17 protein-coding genes and 1 pseudogene are annotated in these 16832 nt (G+C 63.6%); 3 read left to right on the forward strand and 15 right to left on the reverse strand.

From position 1 onward, the window contains the following. Positions 1 to 405: 405 nt before the first annotated feature. Positions 406 to 576, reverse strand: coding sequence for a hypothetical protein (locus AC1D02_RS17885; RefSeq protein ID WP_477319311.1), 171 nt, complete (start codon positions 574 to 576; stop codon positions 406 to 408). 91 nt (positions 577 to 667) lie between these two features. On the opposite strand from AC1D02_RS17885, the pseudogene AC1D02_RS17890 reads away from it, so the two are divergent. Further along, positions 668 to 814, forward strand: a pseudogene (locus AC1D02_RS17890) (ATP-binding protein); the annotation flags it as partial. An 85-nt stretch (positions 815 to 899) separates the two neighbouring features. Here the strand turns inward: AC1D02_RS17890 and AC1D02_RS17895 are convergent. From AC1D02_RS17895 to AC1D02_RS17915, 5 genes are all read right to left on the reverse strand, one after another. Next, positions 900 to 1703 carry a hypothetical protein gene (locus tag AC1D02_RS17895; protein WP_477319313.1) on the reverse strand — a complete coding sequence of 268 codons (804 nt, stop codon included), beginning with the start codon at positions 1701 to 1703 and terminating at the stop codon, positions 900 to 902. A 212-nt stretch (positions 1704 to 1915) separates the two neighbouring features. Then, complete coding sequence (locus AC1D02_RS17900) at positions 1916 to 5008, reverse strand: efflux RND transporter permease subunit (RefSeq protein ID WP_477319315.1); 3093 nt, start codon at positions 5006 to 5008, stop codon at positions 1916 to 1918. Next, positions 5005 to 6171, reverse strand: coding sequence for an efflux RND transporter periplasmic adaptor subunit (locus AC1D02_RS17905; protein WP_477319317.1), 1167 nt, complete (start codon positions 6169 to 6171; stop codon positions 5005 to 5007). The genes AC1D02_RS17900 and AC1D02_RS17905 overlap by 4 nt, the downstream gene beginning before the upstream one ends. A 101-nt stretch (positions 6172 to 6272) precedes the next feature. Further along, positions 6273 to 7637 carry an ATP-binding protein gene (locus AC1D02_RS17910; RefSeq protein ID WP_477319319.1) on the reverse strand — a complete coding sequence of 455 codons (1365 nt, stop codon included), beginning with the start codon at positions 7635 to 7637 and terminating at the stop codon, positions 6273 to 6275. Beyond that, positions 7634 to 8362: a response regulator gene (locus AC1D02_RS17915; RefSeq protein WP_477319321.1), complete on the reverse strand. Its 729-nt coding sequence runs from the start codon at positions 8360 to 8362 to the stop codon at positions 7634 to 7636. Before AC1D02_RS17915 ends, AC1D02_RS17910 begins: the two co-directional genes overlap by 4 nt. A 195-nt stretch (positions 8363 to 8557) precedes the next feature. Between AC1D02_RS17915 and AC1D02_RS17920 the strand changes: the two genes are divergently transcribed. Both AC1D02_RS17920 and AC1D02_RS17925 read left to right on the forward strand, forming a co-directional pair. After that, positions 8558 to 9055 carry a Spy/CpxP family protein refolding chaperone gene (locus AC1D02_RS17920; protein ID WP_477319323.1) on the forward strand — a complete coding sequence of 166 codons (498 nt, stop codon included), beginning with the start codon at positions 8558 to 8560 and terminating at the stop codon, positions 9053 to 9055. 154 nt (positions 9056 to 9209) lie between these two features. Beyond that, positions 9210 to 9899, forward strand: a complete 690-nt coding sequence (locus AC1D02_RS17925) for a hypothetical protein (protein WP_477319325.1) — start codon at positions 9210 to 9212, stop codon at positions 9897 to 9899. Here the strand turns inward: AC1D02_RS17925 and dsbD are convergent. The 9 genes from dsbD to secY form a co-directional block, all read right to left on the reverse strand. Next, positions 9863 to 11656: a protein-disulfide reductase DsbD gene (gene dsbD, locus AC1D02_RS17930; protein WP_477319327.1), complete on the reverse strand. Its 1794-nt coding sequence runs from the start codon at positions 11654 to 11656 to the stop codon at positions 9863 to 9865. The genes AC1D02_RS17925 and dsbD overlap by 37 nt on opposite strands. Positions 11657 to 11778: 122 nt before the next feature. Continuing rightward, a complete protein-coding gene (gene rplQ, locus AC1D02_RS17935) occupies positions 11779 to 12174 on the reverse strand; it encodes a 50S ribosomal protein L17 (RefSeq protein ID WP_477319329.1) in 396 nt (131 codons plus the stop codon). A gap of 220 nt (positions 12175 to 12394) precedes the next feature. Then, entirely contained in the window at positions 12395 to 13372 is a 978-nt protein-coding gene (locus AC1D02_RS17940; protein WP_073222604.1) for a DNA-directed RNA polymerase subunit alpha, read from the reverse strand. Between the two features lie 111 nt (positions 13373 to 13483). Beyond that, entirely contained in the window at positions 13484 to 14107 is a 624-nt protein-coding gene (rpsD, locus tag AC1D02_RS17945) for a 30S ribosomal protein S4 (protein WP_477319331.1), read from the reverse strand. 184 nt (positions 14108 to 14291) lie between these two features. Next, positions 14292 to 14696, reverse strand: coding sequence for a 30S ribosomal protein S11 (rpsK, locus tag AC1D02_RS17950; RefSeq protein WP_008444339.1), 405 nt, complete (start codon positions 14694 to 14696; stop codon positions 14292 to 14294). A 12-nt stretch (positions 14697 to 14708) separates the two neighbouring features. After that, a complete protein-coding gene (rpsM, locus tag AC1D02_RS17955) occupies positions 14709 to 15074 on the reverse strand; it encodes a 30S ribosomal protein S13 (protein ID WP_426115698.1) in 366 nt (121 codons plus the stop codon). A 28-nt stretch (positions 15075 to 15102) separates the two neighbouring features. Beyond that, the gene (gene rpmJ / locus AC1D02_RS17960) at positions 15103 to 15216 is read right to left on the reverse strand and encodes a 50S ribosomal protein L36 (protein WP_010394471.1); all 114 of its coding nucleotides are present in this window, start codon (positions 15214 to 15216) and stop codon (positions 15103 to 15105) included. Positions 15217 to 15253: 37 nt separating this feature from the next. After that, on the reverse strand, positions 15254 to 15472 hold the full coding sequence (gene infA, locus AC1D02_RS17965) for a translation initiation factor IF-1 (RefSeq protein WP_005663428.1): 219 nt from the start codon (positions 15470 to 15472) through the stop codon (positions 15254 to 15256). Positions 15473 to 15493: 21 nt separating this feature from the next. Beyond that, the gene (secY, locus tag AC1D02_RS17970) at positions 15494 to 16828 is read right to left on the reverse strand and encodes a preprotein translocase subunit SecY (protein WP_477319335.1); all 1335 of its coding nucleotides are present in this window, start codon (positions 16826 to 16828) and stop codon (positions 15494 to 15496) included. Positions 16829 to 16832 lie beyond the last annotated feature (4 nt).

Below are 16832 nucleotides of genomic sequence, written 5' to 3' on the forward strand. Positions count from 1 at the left end.
AAAACCCGTCACAGTTACTTTGAAAGTTTTTAAAAAATTAATAGCGGCCGATTATGCAACGCGCATTAAGTTCCGCTCTTTTCTTATCACCCAGGAACCGGAGTTCCTGAAACCGTCAATAAATAAAAACCGGAATTCAATATAACCAAAATCGCGTGACGAATGTTAGCCATTTAAATTAAAAACAACACGTTACATTTGGAGAGAATTCCAAAAGGAATCGCGTGTATTCTAGGCGGCCGGAGGCCATGGCCCAAAAAGCTGGAAAGCGGACTTTCTTATCAAGGACTCCTGTCCGATATTTTGAAACTACCGTAAATATCCTATGCGCATAAAATCGCCGACATTCCAATCGGCCGGCGATTCTGGATAGCGGACTTTGTAAATTCGCATTGCTTTTATTTATTACACCGAGGTTGATGCAGGTCGAACAGTGGACGAATTAATCGCGGCAATTGCGTTGTGAATTTCGAAGTGCGGCGCTTTACAAAAATCTGCCTCAAGGAAGCCGACCTGACCGGCATCCTCGCCGAGGAATGCGCGCGCGTCGGCGCCGCTCTCGAAGCGGGAGTTCATTGCGGGATGGGTGAGGCGAAACTGCTGCGGCGCCGGTTCAGCGATTGTGGCGCGGCTTGCGTGCACCGGGGACGGTGCGCTGCAGTTCGAAGTGTGCGACGGCGGGCCGGGGATTCCGCAGTCCGAGCGCGAGCGCATCTTCGAACCGCGCTACCGGATTGCCGGCGCCAGCGAAGCGGCCGGCGGTGTCGGGCCTGGCCTCGCCCTGGTGCGCCAGATCGCGCGCCATCACGGCGGCGACGCGCTGTGCCTGTCGAATGGCGCGGACGGCGGGGGCCGCTTGCGCGTCACGCTGCCCGGCGCGGCCCGATGCCGCTGCAACGCTAGCGCGCCGGCGGCTTGTAGTCCGGGAACGTGTCCTTCATCAGGAAGGCAAACAGCTGCTCCGTATTCTCGGGCCGCGCGCTCATCAGCACTGCGCGCTGGCTGTGGGTCGTCCACGTGAAATTATCGCCCTTTACTTCCTTGCGAATCATTTCGATCATCTTCTTGATGACGGCAGTTTCCAGGTCGGCCTCATTGCCCTGCTCCACAGTGACCTGCTGCAGCCAGCGGCGCTTGAAGTTCGGATTCATGCCCCGGAACTGCAAATCGACGCTGTGGAAGGTCTTGTTCGTCATGCTGAACAATCCCTTGTCCGGCCCGTCGTCGCCGCGCGAGCGGCCGTTGGCGGCGGCGATATTGGCTTGTGCGATGCGGGTGGCGCGCGCGTTTTCGCTTTCCTCCGACGGCTGGTCGCTCGGATCCTTGGCGCCGCGGGCCTTGCGCCGCGCGTCGATGTAAGCCTGCATGTCCATTTCCGGGGGCGGCGGCTGGGTCACCGGCTTCGGCTCCTCCTTCACCACCTCCACCGGCTTCTCGTGCGGCAGCGTGATGGTGTTGGGCAGGCGCTGCATTTGCACCGGCGGGGTCTTCGGCGTTTTTTTCGGCGCCTGCTGCTGCCGTACCTTCGGCTTCGGCTTGCCCATCGGCAGGGGCGCGACGTACACCATGGTCGAACCGGCCGGCGGCGCGGCGTGCTTGTCGCGGTGCGGCTGGAGGAAATAGATCGCGATCAGCAGCAGGTGCAGCGCGACCGTGACGATCAGGCCGGTGCGGTTCGGGCCGCGCTTTCCGTATTCGATCACGCTGACCGGCAGCGCCTGCCCGCAATGGGCGCAGACACCGTCGTTGTGTGGCGAAAAATGGGAATGGTCACGCAAAATGAATACAACTTTCCGAAAATCGTAGGGAATACCGCGTCGGGATCGTGCCGGCGGGTCGTCTTGTGCAGCTTACAAGATGACCCGCTTGAGCAATGTTACAAGATGTAACCCCTAAGCCTCGCGTAAGTATGCCATCAATGCCCGGCTTCGTACTCGGCCAGGTGCTCGTCGGTCATCGGTCCGGTGCCGCTGTAGCGGTCGAGGAACAGGTAGATCACCGGCGTGATGTACAGCGTGATCACTTGCGAGAACAGCAGGCCGCCGACCACCGCGAGTCCCAGCGGCTGGCGCAGCTCGGCGCCGGCGCCCAGCCCCAGCGCGATCGGCAAGGCGCCCATCAGCGCGGCCAGGGTGGTCATCAGGATCGGCCGGAAGCGCAGGATGCACGCTTCGCGGATCGCTTCGGCCGGGCTCAATCCCTCGTTGCGCTGGGCGTGCAGCGCGAAGTCGATCATCATGATCGCGTTCTTCTTGACGATCCCGATCAGCATCAGGATGCCGATGATGGCGATCATGGTCAGGTCCAGGCCGAAGATGCGCAGGGTGAGCAGCGCGCCGACCGCCGCCGACGGCAGGCCGGCGAGGATGGTGATCGGATGGATGTAGCTCTCGTACAGCACGCCGAGCAGCACGTAGATCACGCCCAGCGCAGCGACGATCAGGATGATCTGGCTCGATTGCGAATCCTTGAACACCGCGGCGTCGCCGCCGTACTTGGTGATCACCGACGCCGGCAGCTTCATGTCGCGGCCCATGCGGTCGATCGCCGCAGTGGCCACGCCGAGCGGCACGTCCGGCGCCAGGTTGAACGACAGCGTGATCGCCTGCAGCTGGCCCTGGTGGTTGACCGAAATCGGGCCGACCGTGCGGTCGACTTTGGCGAACGACGCCAGCTGCACCAGGCCGCCGGCGCGGCTGCGCACCGACACCCGCTGCAGCGCGTCGTCGAACTGGCGGTCGGCTTCGGCCGCTTCGAGGATCACGTTGTAGCTGGCGGCCGGCGCGTAGATGGTCGAGACCTGGCGCTCGCCGAATGCCGCGTACAGCGCGGTGCGCACGTCGGCCATCTGCACGCCCAGCGTGTTGGCCTTGTCGCGGTCGATCGTCAGCTGCGCCTGCAGGCCGCGGTTCTGCGAGTCGCTGGTGACGTCGCGGAAGTTCGGGTCGTTGCGCATCGCGTCCTGGAACTTGCTCGCCCAGCTGCCCAGCGAATCGGAGCTGACGCTTTGCAGCGTGTATTGGTAGCGGCTCTTGGACGGGCGGCCGCCCAGCTGCAGGTTCTGGATCGGCGACAGGTAGACCGCGATGCCTGGAATGGCGCGGGTGGCCTTGCGCAGGCCGTCGAGCACCTGCGGCATCTTGGCGCGCTGGTTGCGCGGTTTGAGCACCAGGAACATGCGGCCGCTGTTGCCGCCGCCGGTGAACGAGGTGACGTCCTGCACGTTCGGATCGGCGCGGATCGCCGCGACCACGCGGTCCTGCAGCTCCAGCAGCGCCGCCGACGAGGTGTCTTCGGCCGCCTCGGTGGTGACGCGGATCTGGCCCAGGTCTTCCTCGGGGAAGAAGCCTTTTGGGATCGTCACGTACAGCACCACGGTCAGCGCGAAGGTGGCCAGCGCCACCAGCAGCACCACGTTGCGGTGCGCCAGCGCGATGTCGAGCGTCTTCGCGTAGCCGTTGCGCACGCGGGTGAAGCCGGCTTCGAAATGGCGTCCGATGAAGCTCTTCTCGCCCTCGCCGTTCTCGACGTGCGGCGGCAGCAGGCGCGAGGCCAGCATCGGCACCAGGGTCAGCGACACCGCCGCCGATACCAGGATCGACAGGCCGACCACCACCGCGAACTCGTGGAACAGCAGGCCGATCACGCCCGGCATGAAGAAGATCGGGATGAACACGGCCACCAGCGAAATCGAGATCGACACAATGGTGAAGCCCATCTCTTTGGCGCCGACCAGCGCCGCGTTGATCGGCTTCTTGCCCATCTCGATGTGGCGCACGATATTTTCCAGCACGACGATGGCGTCGTCGACCACCAGGCCGACCGCCAGCGTGATGCCGAGCAGGGAGACGTTGTCCAGGCTGTAGCCGAGCCAGTTCAGCAGCGCCAGCGCGCCGAGCAGCGAGATCGGCATCGTCACCGCCGGGATGAAGGTGGCGGCGGCGCGGTGCAGGAACAGGAAGATCACCAGCACCACCAGCGCGACCGTCAGCGCCAGGGTCAGGTTGACGTCGTGGATCGCTTCGCGGATCGACACCGAGCGGTCGTTGACCAGGTTGATCTTGATCGAGGCGGGCACCTGCGACTCGAAGCGCGGCAGCAGCGCGCGCACGGCGTCGACCACCTGCACGGTGTTGGCGTTGGGCTGGCGCTGCACCAGCAGCACGATCGAGCGCTCGCCGTTGTAGCTGCCGGCGGTCTTGACCGACTGGTAGCTGTCTTCGACCGAGGCGACGTCCTTCAGGCGCACCGGGTCGCCATTGCGGGTGGCGACGATCAGCTCGGCGAATTCGGACGCCTTCATCAGCTGGGCGTTGCCCTGGATGGTCAGGGTCTGGCTCGGGCCGTCGAGGATGCCGAGCGGCGAATTCGAGTTCGCCGCGCGCAGCGCGATCGCCAGTTCGTCCATCGACAGGTTACGCGCGTTCATCAGGTCGGCCCTGGCGCGCACCCGCACCGCGAAGCGCTTCTGGCCGTTGACGGACACCTGGGCGACGCCCGGCAAGGTGGAGATGTTCGGCGCGATCAGGTTTTCTGCGTAGTCGTTCAGGTCCGACAGGCTCATCGACGGCGAGGTCATCGTCATGAACAGCACCGGCGCGTCGGCCGGATTGACCTTGCGGTAGGACGGCAGCTCGGTCATCTCCTGCGGCAGCTGGCGCTGGGCGCCGAGCAGCGCGGCCTGGACATCGACGGCGGCGGTGTTGATGTCGATCGACGGGTCGAATTCGAGCGTCAGCGAGGTACTGCCCTGGGTGCTGGTCGAGGTGATCAGGTTGATGCCGGCGATGGTCGAGAACTGCTTCTCGAGCGGCAGCGCGACGGACGACGCCATCGTCTCCGGGCTGGCGCCGGACAGGTTGGCGTTGACGTTGATGACCGGGGTGTTATAGCTGGGCAGTGCGGCGACGGGGATCGAGCCGTAGGCCAGGATGCCGACCAGGATCAGGCTGATCGACAGCAGCACCACCATGACGGGGCGCCGGATACACAGTTCGGAAATGCTCATGCCGCCGGATCCTTCCTGGCCAGGCGGGTGCTGTCATCCTTCTTCGCGCCCGCCAGCGCCACCTTGCCGCCGGGGCGAAGGTTCTGCTTGCCCTCGGTGATGACCTGTTCGTCGCCCGTCAGGCCCGACACGGCGGCGTTGAGGCCGAAGGAATGCAGGCGGGTTACCGGCACCTGGCGCGCCGACATGTCGGCGTCGACCACATAGACGAAGGCGCCGCGGGCGTTGGTGATGATCGCCGCCTGCGGGATGACCGTCGCGCCGGCCAGGGTCTGCACGGTGAGCTTTGCGTTGACGTACTGGCCCGGCCACAGGCTGCTGTCGCGGTTGTCGAACTGCGCCTTCACGCGGATCGTTCCGGACACCGGATCGACGGTGTTGTCGACGAAGCTGAGGGCGCCGGCGACCGGCTTGGCGGCCGCGCCGGCGCTGGCCTGCACTTCGACCTTGCCGCGCTTTTGCGCCGCCAGCACGTCGGCCAGCGCCGACTCGGGAAGCGTGAAGGCGACGGTGATCGGGTCGAGCTGGGTGATGGTGGTCAGCGACGTGGCCAGCTGCACCAGGCTGCCCGGATAGACGTTGATGGCGCCGACCCGGCCCGCCATCGGCGCGCGGATCGCGTTGTAGCTGGCCGAGACGCCGGTCGAACGCAGCGCGGCCTGGTCGGCCGCCACCAGCGCGCGCGCCGCTTCGACCTGGGCGCGCTGGGTGTCGGCCGCGCTTTGCGACAGGAACTTCTGCGCCACCAGCTCCTGGCTGCGCTTGAACTGGCGCTCGGCGTCGGCCAGCGCGGCCTGGTCGCGGGCGATCTGGGCGCGCGCCTTGTCGACGTTGGCCGCGTCGCTGCGGTCGTCGAGCGAGAACATCAAATCGCCCTTCCTGACGAACTGCCCTTCCTTGATGTGGACCGTGCGGATCGTGCTGGTGGTCTGCGGATGCAAGTCGACCGTGCTGACCGGCGTGACGGTGCCGTTCGCCTGCAACACGACCGGCACGTCCTGGCGCTGCGGCCGGGTCACGTTGACCACGGTCGGCGGCTGGCCCGCGCCCTTGCCGGCGGCGGGCTTGGCGGCCGGGGTGCCGGCGCTGTGCAGGTACCAGGCGGCGGAGCCGACGATCGCGATGGCGGCGATAACGACGCCGATGTTCTTCTTCTTCATCATGCTGTTTTCCGGCCGCCCCGTGAAGGACGGCTGTCTCGTGTAGTTGGTGTTGGATGAACCCGCGCCAGGCAAGGGCCCGGCATTGTCCCATGAATCGCGCATCATTTCCCGGCGTAGTACTCCGGCAGCATGAGGGTCACTTCGAGGCCGCCGGCGGCGTGATTGGCCAGCGCGATGCTGCCGCCGTGCTGCTCGGCGATGTTGCGCGCGATGGTCAGTCCGAGCCCGGTGCCGCCGGACTCGCGCGAGCGCGAGGTCTCGACCCGGTAGAACGGCTCGAACACGCGCGCCAGTTCGGCCGGCGCGATGCCCGGCCCCTTGTCGCGGATCCGGATGCGCGCGGCGCCGGCGACCCGTTCCACGGTGACGCTGGCGTGCTGGCCGTATTTGACGGCGTTGTCGATCAGGTTGACCAGGCAGCGGCGCAATGCCAGCGGGCGCCCCATCACCGCCATCGCGGCGCTGCCCTGCAGGTCGACCTGCTGGCCGGCATCGCTGGCGTCGGCGCACACGCTGTCGAGCAGCGAGTCGAAGTCGAGCGCCTGCATCGATTCGGTGGTGTCCATGCTGCGCGCCAGGTCGAGGCCTTCGCGCACCATCGCCTGCATCGCCGACAGGTCGCCCACCAGGCGTTCCTGCAGTTCGGGATCGTCGACTTTTTCCAGGCGCAGGCGCAGCCGCGTCAGCGGCGTCTGCAGGTCGTGGGTGATGGCCGCGAGCATCTGGGTGCGCTGGAAGATGTACTGGCGGATGCGCGCCTGCATCGCGTTGAACGCGGCGCTGGCCTGGCGGATCTCGCTCGAGCCGGTCAGCTCCAGCGGCGGATGGTTGATGTCCTTGCCCAGATCCTTGGCGGCCTGCGCCAGCTGCTTGAGCGGGCGCGTGGTCATGCGCGCGACCAGGTAGGCCAGCACGGCGATACTGACCAGGAACAGCGCGATGATGGTGCGGTAGTCGGTCTTGCCCGCGATCGGCGAGGAGCGCGGCGGCAGCACCGACAGGCGCAGCGCTTCGCCGTCGCGCAGGCGCACGTCGATGATTTCGCAGGCGCCGCGCCAGGGCGCGCGGGTCGTCCCCAGCATCGTCGACTGCAGGCGCGGCACGTCGCAGGCGGCCGGACGGGTGGCGACCGAATCGATCTGGTAGCCAGGGCCGAGGCGTTGCGCCAGCCCGGCGGTCAGTTCGGTCGGCGCCGGCGCGTGCGGCAGTTCGCGCTTGATTTCCTCGAGGCGCATGCCGGGACGGTTGGCCACCTTCAGGTAGGCCTGGCGGGCCGACGCCGGCACTACTTCGGTGGCCATGATCAGCTGCTCGGCGCGGTCGAGCGCGTGCAGGTCGCGCTGGTCTTCGATCGCGCGCTGACGCTCGGCGTCGGCCAGCCATTGGGTCAGCGCGGCCGACAGCACGATGCCGAGCAACAGGGTGATGAATACGCGGCCCGTCATCGAGCCGAAGAAATCCCTCATGCCTGCGGCTCCACCGTCACCTGGCCGGCCAGCACGTAGCCGCCGTTGCGCACCGTCTTGATGATCTGCGGCAGGCGCGCGTCTTCACCGAGCTTCTGGCGCAGGCGGCTGATCTGGATGTCGATCGAGCGGTCGAACGGATCGGCGTCGCGGCCCTGGGTCAGGTTCAGCAGCTGGTCGCGGTTGAGCACCCGGTTCGGATGTTCGAGGAACACGCGCAGCAGGCGGAATTCGGCGCCCGACAGCATGATGACGATGCCGTCCGGGTTGAGCAGGTGGCGCGCCGTCAGGTCCAGCGTCCAGCCCGAGAATTTCATCTGCTGGGCGTTGTCGGACGGGGTATTGGACGGCATCGCGTGGCTGCGCCGCAGTACACTGCGAATACGGGCCAGCAGTTCGCGCGGCTCGAACGGTTTGGGCAGGTAGTCGTCGGCGCCCATCTCGAGGCCGAGGATGCGGTCGAGCGGCTCGTTGCGGGCGGTGAGCATGATCACCGGCAGGGTCGAGTGCGCGCGCAGCTTGCGGCACAGGGTCAGGCCGTCGTCGCCGGGCAGGTTCAGGTCCAGCACGATCAGGTCGGGCCGCGCTTCGTCGAGGATTTTCCACATCGCGGTGCCGTCCGCGGCGGCCAGCGCGCGGTAGCCGTTCGATTCGAGGTAGTCCGCCAGCAGCGAGCGGATGTCGCGGTCGTCGTCGACGATCAGAATGGTAGAAGGAGTATCCATGCTTCGGATTATCGCCAGTTACCGGCCCCGTGAACAGCGTATTTGTATCGGCATGTGTATACACACGGAGGCGAAACATATTGATACAAACTCTCGGGCAGCCGACACGCGGCGGAAACACTGCGAGATGATGATGCATCCTGTGCAGTGAGTAGTTGAGATGCACAAACCCACTTGACTCTCAAAGGAACAACAATGAACACATTACGCAAGAATGTCCTGATCGCCATGACCGTGCTGGGCATGGGCACGGCCGCCGTTGCAGTGCAGGCGCAGACCGCCGCGCCGGAAGCGCGTCACGGCTGGGCCTCGGCGTCGCCGCAGGAACGCGCGGCCAAAATGGCCGAGCACTTCGCCAAGCGCCAGGCCAAGCTGCACGACGCGCTGCAGCTGTCGGGCGGCCAGGAATCGGCCTGGGCGGCCTACCAGGCGGCGATCCGTCCAGATGGCGCCATGATGGCCGCCATGGGCGACCGCAAGGCGTGGGCGGCAATGCCGGCGCCGCAGCGCATGGAGAAGATGATCGCCATGAGCAAGCAGCACACCGCGCGCATGGAATCGCAGCTGGGCGCGCTCAACACCTTCTACTCGACGCTGAATCCGGCGCAGAAGAAGATTTTCGATGAGCAGACCCGCGGCGGCCGCGGCCACCACGGCCATCGCGGCGGCCACATGGGCGCCAAGCAGGGCTAAATCCCGCGCGTGCGTCCCGAAAGGGGTCGGATCCGACGGGGTCCGGCCCTTTTTGTGCTTTTAAGCAACACTTTCCCGCCAATTTCTTCATCGCGCCGGTTTCTGGGTGTATTCTCCGAAAATGTCCGTACGGCAATACCCCGGGGAGATGGCAATGCACAGCTTCATTTACGACAAGACCGACAAGGGCCGCGAAGAGATCGCGACGCGCAAATATCAGGTGCCGGCCAAGCTGCGCACGCTGCTGGTGCTCATCGACGGGCGGCACACGCTCGAGTGGCTGCTGAAAAATGTCGCGGGACTGGGGCTGAACGAGGCCAACATCGACCAATTGCTGCGGCAGGAATTTATCACGCTCGTCAGCGGCGCCCCGGCAGCCGACCAACCCGAAATTATCGAGGCCGGAGCGCCGGACCGCCCAAGGGCGCCCGCGCATGCCCGCGCCCGGATGCTGGCGCGCCTGGCCGCCGCGCGCCAGGCGCTGGCCGAGTCCGACTACGCGCCGGAGGAATTGCCCGCTCCCGCCGACCCGGCGAAGCTGCGCGCCCTCTACGATTTCTACACTCAGTCGATCAAGGCGACATTCGGCCTGCGCGGCGTGCCGATGCAATTGAAAGTGGAGAAAGCCGTCGACCTGTACGACTTCGCGGAGTTGCGCCTGCCGTACCTGCAGGCGGTATTGAAAGCGAAGGGTGCGCCGGCCGCCATCGAAATGCGCGGACGCCTCGATGCGCTGATGGGCGGCGCGCCCGAAACGGACGACTTCGAGCTGCCCGATCCGGACGCGCCGCCGAAAGGACTGCTCGATTACTTCAACTTGTCGAGCGACTCGGTAAATTTCTGAGCGTTCTGGAAGCCGACCACGCGGCTGTCGGCGATTTCCTGGCCGCGGGTGTCGAACAGGATGATGCCCGGCGGCCCGAACAGGCCGAAGCGCTTGAGCATCTCCTTGTCGGCGTCGTCGTTGGCGGTGACGTCGACCTGCAGCAGCGTCGCCTGCGCCAGCTTCGCCTTCACGGCCGGCTCGACGAAAGTCAACTTCTCCATCTCCTTGCATGACACGCACCAGTCGGCGTAAAAATCGAGCAGCGCGGTCTTGCCGGCGTTCTGTGCCAGCGCGGCGTCGAGCTGGGCGACGGTCTTGACGCGGGTGAATGTCAGGCCATGCGACGGTGTCCCGCCGGCCGCAAGGTGCGCCAGCGGCGCCAGCGGATCGCGTCCGCCAGTGGCAAGGCCCGCCAGCTGCAGCACGCCGAGCACGGCGAACGCGGCGCCCAGCGCGCTGGCGGCCCAGAACTTCGCCGGGCGCATCAGGTAGAAGCCGTAGCCGAGCAGCAGCGCCGCCCACAGCGCCATCTGCAGCGCGGCCGGCAGCACCGGCGACACCAGCCAGATCGCCATCGCCAGCATCAGCACGCCGAAGAAGCGCTTGACGCCCTCCATCCAGGCGCCGGCGCGCGGCAGCAGCGAGCCGGCCGACACGCCCACCAGCAGCAGCGGAATGCCCATGCCGATCGCCAGCGAGAACAGCGCGGCGCCGCCGATGACCACGTTGCGGGTCTGGCTGATGTAGACCAGCGCGCCGGCCAGCGGCGCCGCCACGCACGGTCCGACGATCAGCGCGGAGATCGCGCCCATCGCGAACACGCCGGTCAGCTTGCCGGCCTTCTGGCGTCCGGAGGCGTTGGCCAGGCGGCTTTGCAGCGCGCCGGGGACCTGCAGCTCGTAGAAGCCGAACATCGACAGCGACATCGCCACGATCAGCAGGCCGAACGCGCCCAGCACCCATGGATTCTGCAGCGCGCCGGCCAGGCCCTCGCCGAGCAGGCCGGCGGCGACGCCGAGCGCCGTGTAGACGATCGCCATGCCGAGCACGTACACCGCGGACAGCAGCAGGCCGCGCGCGCGGCGCACGTGGGCGCCCTCACCCACGATGATCGATGACAGGATCGGCACCATCGGCAGCACGCATGGGGTGAACGCGAGGATCAGGCCTGCGAGCAGAAAGCCGGGCACGATCAGCAGCAGGTTGCCGCCCTTGAGCAGTTCGGCGAGGCGGGACAGTTCGGAGGGTTTGGCCGGCGCGGGCGCCGGGGCCGGCGCAGCCACGACGGCCGAGGGCGGCGCCGGCGGGACCGCGGCCGCGGCCGGCGCGACACTCATGGCCGGCGCGCCCACGCCGCCCATCAGGCGCGCGCTGGCGTCCTGCGGCGCGTAGCAGAGGCCGGCGTCGGCGCAGCCTTGCGACTGCGCGTGGATGGTGAACAGGCCCGGCGCGTCGACCGGAATCGTGATCGTCACGGTGTGGCGGTAGGTCTCGACGTTCTTCTGGAAGGTGTCGTCGAACTTCACCTTGCCGGCCGGGAAAGCCGGCGTGCCCAAGGTGGCGCCCTCGGCAGTAAACTTGAAGCGCTCGCGGTACATGTAGTAGCCGTCGGCGATGGCGTAGGTGATGGCGACCGTGTGCGGATCCTGCATCTGCGCCGAGAACTTGAACGCGGCGTCGGGCTCCAGGTAGTCGTCGGCGGACAGCGCGGGCGCCAGCCCCATCCAGGTGAGCAGCAGCAAGGCGCAGAACGAACGGAGGCGACGACGAAACATGGTTTTCCTGTGATGAAAGCGACGGCAGCCAGCATCTTACACCCGCGTCCAAAATCTGGCCGACCGGAAAAAACAAAAGCCAGGCATCAGCCTGGCTTTTGTCGGACTAACCGGCGCGAAAATTACTCGGCGGTTGGCGCTTCTTCAACGTCCGAGACTTCTGGACGATCCATCAGTTCGACGTAGCACATTGGTGCATTGTCGCCGACGCGGAAACCCATTTTCAGGATGCGCAGGTAGCCGCCGTTACGGTTGGCGTAACGTGGGCCCAGTTCAGCGAACAGCTTCAGGACCATTTCGCGGTCGCGCAGGCGAGCGAAGGCCAGGCGCTTGTTGGCCAGGGTGTCGGTCTTGCCCATAGTCAGGATCGGCTCGATCACTTTACGCAGTTCCTTAGCTTTAGGAACGGTGGTCTTGATGGCTTCATGACGCAGCAGGGAAACGGTCATGTTGCGCAGCATGGCCAGGCGGTGGGACGAAGTACGGTTCAGCTTGCGAAGGCCGTGACGGTGACGCATGGTAAATCCTTTCGATGATGTTTTATTCCAGTTCTTCGATCGATTATGCAAGATCTTGCATAATCGCGGACCGGTTCTTAAGGGTTAAATCCGGCCTGGCAACGCGCCAGGCCAGGGTGCTGCAATTATTACGTCTTTTCATCTAAAAAGGATCTGGCTTTGCCAGTCCTTTTTGGCTGAATCCACCCGAAAGTAGGTGTGTACTTTCGGGTGATTGGTATTACTTCTCGAGGCCTGCAGGTGGCCAGTTCTCGAGTTTCATGCCCAGGGTCAGGCCACGGGATGCAAGAACTTCCTTGATCTCGTTGAGCGACTTGCGGCCCAGGTTCGGCGTCTTCAGCAGTTCGTTTTCCGAACGCTGGATCAGGTCGCCGATGTAGTAGATGTTTTCGGCCTTCAGGCAGTTGGCCGAACGCACGGTCAGCTCGAGGTCGTCGACTGGACGCAGCAGGATCGGATCGACCAGCGGCGCGCGCGATGGCGCTTCGGCGGCGGCTTCCGTGCCTTCCAGGGCAGCGAACACGTTCAACTGGTCGACCAGGACGCGGGCCGACTGGCGGATCGCTTCTTCCGGCGTGATCACGCCGTTGGTCTCGATGTTGATGATCAGCTTGTCGAGGTCGGTACGCTGTTCGACGCGGGCCGATTCAACGAAGTACGACACGCGGCGCACCGGCGAGAACGACGCGTCCAGGATGATGCGGCCGATCGTCTTGTTGGTGTCTTCCGACAGGCGGCGCACGTTACCAGGAACGTAGCCGCGGCCTTTTTCGACCTTGATCTGCATGTCGAGCTTGCCGCCGGCGGTCAGGTGAGCGATCACGTGGTCCGGGTTGATCAGTTCGACGTCATGCGGCAGGTCGATGTCCGACGCCAGGATCGCGCCTTCGCCTTCCTTTTTCAGGGTCAGCGTGACGGAATCGCGGTTGTGCACTTTGAAGACCACGCCCTTGAGGTTCAGCAGCAGGTCGACGACGTCTTCCTGCACGCCGTCCAGCGACGAGTACTCGTGCACGACACCGGCGATCGTCACTTCGGTCGGCGCGTAGCCGACCATCGACGACAGCAGGACACGGCGCAACGCGTTACCCAATGTGTGGCCATAGCCACGCTCGAACGGCTCCATCACGACTTTGGCGTGACCGGCGCCGAGTGCTTCGACATCGATAATACGTGGCTTCAACAAACTGTTTTGCATGAAATGTCCTTTTCAATACCCTCGGCTCGTTACGCCGATAAGGCTGATGGCATTAGTGAAAACGCCCACTCCAGTCGGAGCGGGCGGGAAACGGCTACTTCTGGACTGCTATTAACGCGAGTACAGTTCGACGATCAGCGCTTCGTTGACGTCGTTGGCGATCTCGTTACGCTCCGGGAACGAACGGAAGGTGCCTTCCATCTTCTTGGCGTCGACCGACACCCAGCTTGGCATACCGACTTGTTCAGCCAGCGACAGCGCTTCGACGATACGAACCTGCTTCTTGGCCTTTTCGCGGACAGCGATCACGTCGCCGGTGCGCACAGCGTACGAAGCGATGTTGACGACGTTGCCGTTCACGGTGAAGGCTTTGTGGCTGACCAGCTGGCGCGCTTCGGCGCGGGTCGAGCCGAAGCCCATGCGGTAGCAGACGTTGTCGAGACGCGCTTCCAGCAGGCGCAGCAGCGTTTCGCCGGTGTTGCCCTTGCGGCGGTTGGCTTCAGCGAAGTAGCGGCGGAACTGACGCTCGAGGACGCCGTACATGCGCTTGACTTTTTGCTTTTCGCGCAGCTGATTACCGTAGTCCGAGGTGCGGGCGCCGGATTTGACACCGTGCTGGCCTGGCTTGACGTCCAGTTTGCATTTCGAATCGAGCGAACGACGTGCGCTCTTGAGGAACAGGTCCGTACCTTCACGGCGGGACAGTTTTGCTTTAGGTCCGATATAACGTGCCACAATATTTCCTTTGATTTAGATGACGCCCCAGAGGCATCTTGCGATGCGGCAGGCGCTAGTCCAGTCTCGATGAGCCGGACGGTGGCTTACAAGCCCGATGCGCGAACGCCGCAGGCGACGACAGCCGGGCAGTATACCCTATTCGGGCCCTGCACCGGCGATCTTTTCGTGAAGCTGACGCGTATTAGATACGACGACGCTTCGGCGGACGGCAACCGTTGTGCGGTACTGGCGTCACGTCCTGGATTTCGGTGATCTTGATACCCAGGTTGTTCAGAGCGCGCACAGCCGATTCACGGCCTGGGCCTGGGCCCTTGATACGAACTTCCAGATTCTTGACGCCGCACTCGACAGCAACTTTACCAGCTGCTTCGGCTGCAACCTGCGCTGCAAACGGGGTCGATTTACGCGAACCCTTGAAGCCAGCGCCACCCGAGGTCGCCCACGACAGGGCATTGCCCTGGCGGTCGGTGATCGTGATGATGGTGTTGTTGAAGGAAGCGTGCACGTGGGCGATGCCCTCGGCAACGTTTTTCTTAACTTTTTTGCGGACGCGTGCTGCTGCGGCGCTGCTTTGTTGCTTAGCCATTGTCGTTTCCTATTATTTCTTGAGCGATTGTGCGGCCTTGCGCGGACCTTTGCGGGTACGGGCATTGGTGCGGGTACGCTGACCGCGCACCGGCAGGCCTTTACGGTGACGCATGCCACGGTAGCAGCCCAGATCCATCAAACGCTTGATGTTCATGGACAGCTCACGGCGCAGATCGCCTTCAACGACAAACTTGGCGACTTCGTCGCGCAGCTTCTCGAGTTCGTTATCGTCCAGGTCCTTGACCTTTTTATTGGTCGCAACACCCGTGGCGTCGCAGATTTTCTGCGAACGCGGACGGCCAACACCGTAGATCGCCGTCAGGCCGATAACAGTGTGCTGATGATTTGGGATATTAACCCCTGCAATACGTGCCATTCGTTATTCCTCAATAAATAACGTTAAATTAACCTTGACGCTGTTTGTGACGCGGTTCCACGCAGATTACGCGGACAACGCCTTTGCGCTTGATGATCTTGCAGTTGCGGCAGATCCGCTTGACTGATGCGAGAACTTTCATGATTGCACTCTCTTTGGATGGTTCGATTTCTAAATTTTTACTTGGTACGGAACACAATCCGGGCCCGGCTCAAGTCGTAGGGCGTGAGCTCCACCGTGACTTTGTCGCCGGGAAGAATGCGAATGTAATTCATCCGCATTTTACCCGAAATGTGGCCGAGCACCACGTGGCCGTTTTCCAGCTTTACTCGAAATGTCGCGTTGGGGAGATTCTCTAGAATCTCGCCCTGCATTTGTATGACGTCGTCTTTTGCCATTCGCTGTGTCTTCCTGGGCGCTTATCGCGTCGGAATGCCGCCCTTGAAATTTGCCTTGCGCAGCAGTGATTCATATTGCTGCGACATGACGTAGTTTTGTACTTGAGCCATGAAATCCATGGTGACAACCACAATAATCAACAGGGAAGTACCACCGAAGTAGAACGGTACCTTCCATTGGGCTTGCATAAATTCCGGCAACAAACACACCAGGGTGATGTACACCGCGCCGGCCAGAGTCAATCGCATCAGGATCTTGTCGATGTAGCGGGCCGTCTGGTCGCCAGGACGAATCCCCGGGACAAAAGCGCCGCTCTTCTTCAAGTTGTCCGCCGTTTCCTTGCTGTTGAATACCAGCGCCGTATAGAAGAAACAGAAAAACACGATTGCCACCGCATACAGCAGCGCATGGATAGGCTCACCAGGCCCCATCGATGCCGCCAGGTCTTTCAGGAAACCGATCACCGGGGTGCTGGTATCCTTGCCCTTGGTGAACCAGTCCACGATCGTAGCCGGGAACAGGATGATCGACGACGCGAAGATCGGCGGGATCACGCCGGCCATGTTCAGCTTCAAGGGCAAGTGGCTAGTCTGACCGCCATATACCTTGTTGCCAACCTGGCGCTTCGCATAGTTGACCAGGATCTTGCGCTGGCCGCGTTCGACGAATACCACGAAGTACGTCACCAGTGCCACGAGCACGATGATGAAGATCGCTGCAAAGCTGCTGATCGAACCGTTCGAGATCAGAGTGAACAGTCCACTCAGCGCCGACGGCAGACCGGCTGCGATACCGGCAAAAATGATGATCGAAATACCGTTGCCCAGGCCGCGCTCGGTGATCTGCTCACCCAGCCACATCAGGAACATCGTGCCGGTCAGCAGGGTCACGACGGTGACGAAGCGGAACGCCATGCCCGGATCGAGCACCAGTCCCTGCTGCGACTCCAACGCGACGGCAATGCCGAATGCCTGGAACAGCGCCAGCGCCACCGTGAAATACCGGGTGTACTGGGTGATCTTGCGGCGTCCTGCTTCGCCTTCCTTTTTCAGTGCTTCCATCTGCGGCGACACGATCGACACCAGCTGCATGATGATCGAGGCCGAGATGTAAGGCATGATGCCGAGTGCAAACACGGTAAAGCGGGACAAGGCGCCGCCCGAGAACATGTTGAACATGCCCAGGATGCCGCCTTCGTTCTGCTTGAACAGTGCTGCCAGCTGGACCGGGTCAATTCCGGGGACCGGAATGTGCGCACCGATGCGGTACACGACCAACGCGCCAAGCAAAAACCAGAGCCGACCCCAAGGGAATCCGGCTGCCGCACTCTTACCAAGTTGTGAATTAGTCGCCAATTTT

It is taken from the genome of Massilia sp. P1_C10 (assembly GCF_056406475.1).

Bases quoted from the DNA above. Each gene is read 5' to 3' on its own strand.
- AC1D02_RS17885 (WP_477319311.1), bottom strand. From the start codon at position 576: ATGAACTCCCGCTTCGAGAGCGGCGCCGACGCGCGCGCATTCCTCGGC.
- AC1D02_RS17900 (WP_477319315.1), bottom strand. From the start codon at position 5,008: ATGAGCATTTCCGAACTGTGTATCCGGCGCCCCGTCATGGTGGTGCTG.
- AC1D02_RS17905 (WP_477319317.1), bottom strand. From the start codon at position 6,171: ATGATGAAGAAGAAGAACATCGGCGTCGTTATCGCCGCCATCGCGATC.
- AC1D02_RS17910 (WP_477319319.1), bottom strand. From the start codon at position 7,637: ATGAGGGATTTCTTCGGCTCGATGACGGGCCGCGTATTCATCACCCTG.
- AC1D02_RS17915 (WP_477319321.1), bottom strand. From the start codon at position 8,362: ATGGATACTCCTTCTACCATTCTGATCGTCGACGACGACCGCGACATC.
- AC1D02_RS17920 (WP_477319323.1), top strand. From the start codon at position 8,558: ATGAACACATTACGCAAGAATGTCCTGATCGCCATGACCGTGCTGGGC.
- AC1D02_RS17925 (WP_477319325.1), top strand. From the start codon at position 9,210: ATGCACAGCTTCATTTACGACAAGACCGACAAGGGCCGCGAAGAGATC.
- dsbD (WP_477319327.1), bottom strand. From the start codon at position 11,656: ATGTTTCGTCGTCGCCTCCGTTCGTTCTGCGCCTTGCTGCTGCTCACC.
- rplQ (WP_477319329.1), bottom strand. From the start codon at position 12,174: ATGCGTCACCGTCACGGCCTTCGCAAGCTGAACCGTACTTCGTCCCAC.
- AC1D02_RS17940 (WP_073222604.1), bottom strand. From the start codon at position 13,372: ATGCAAAACAGTTTGTTGAAGCCACGTATTATCGATGTCGAAGCACTC.
- rpsK (WP_008444339.1), bottom strand. From the start codon at position 14,696: ATGGCTAAGCAACAAAGCAGCGCCGCAGCAGCACGCGTCCGCAAAAAA.
- rpsM (WP_426115698.1), bottom strand. From the start codon at position 15,074: ATGGCACGTATTGCAGGGGTTAATATCCCAAATCATCAGCACACTGTT.
- rpmJ (WP_010394471.1), bottom strand. From the start codon at position 15,216: ATGAAAGTTCTCGCATCAGTCAAGCGGATCTGCCGCAACTGCAAGATC.
- infA (WP_005663428.1), bottom strand. From the start codon at position 15,472: ATGGCAAAAGACGACGTCATACAAATGCAGGGCGAGATTCTAGAGAAT.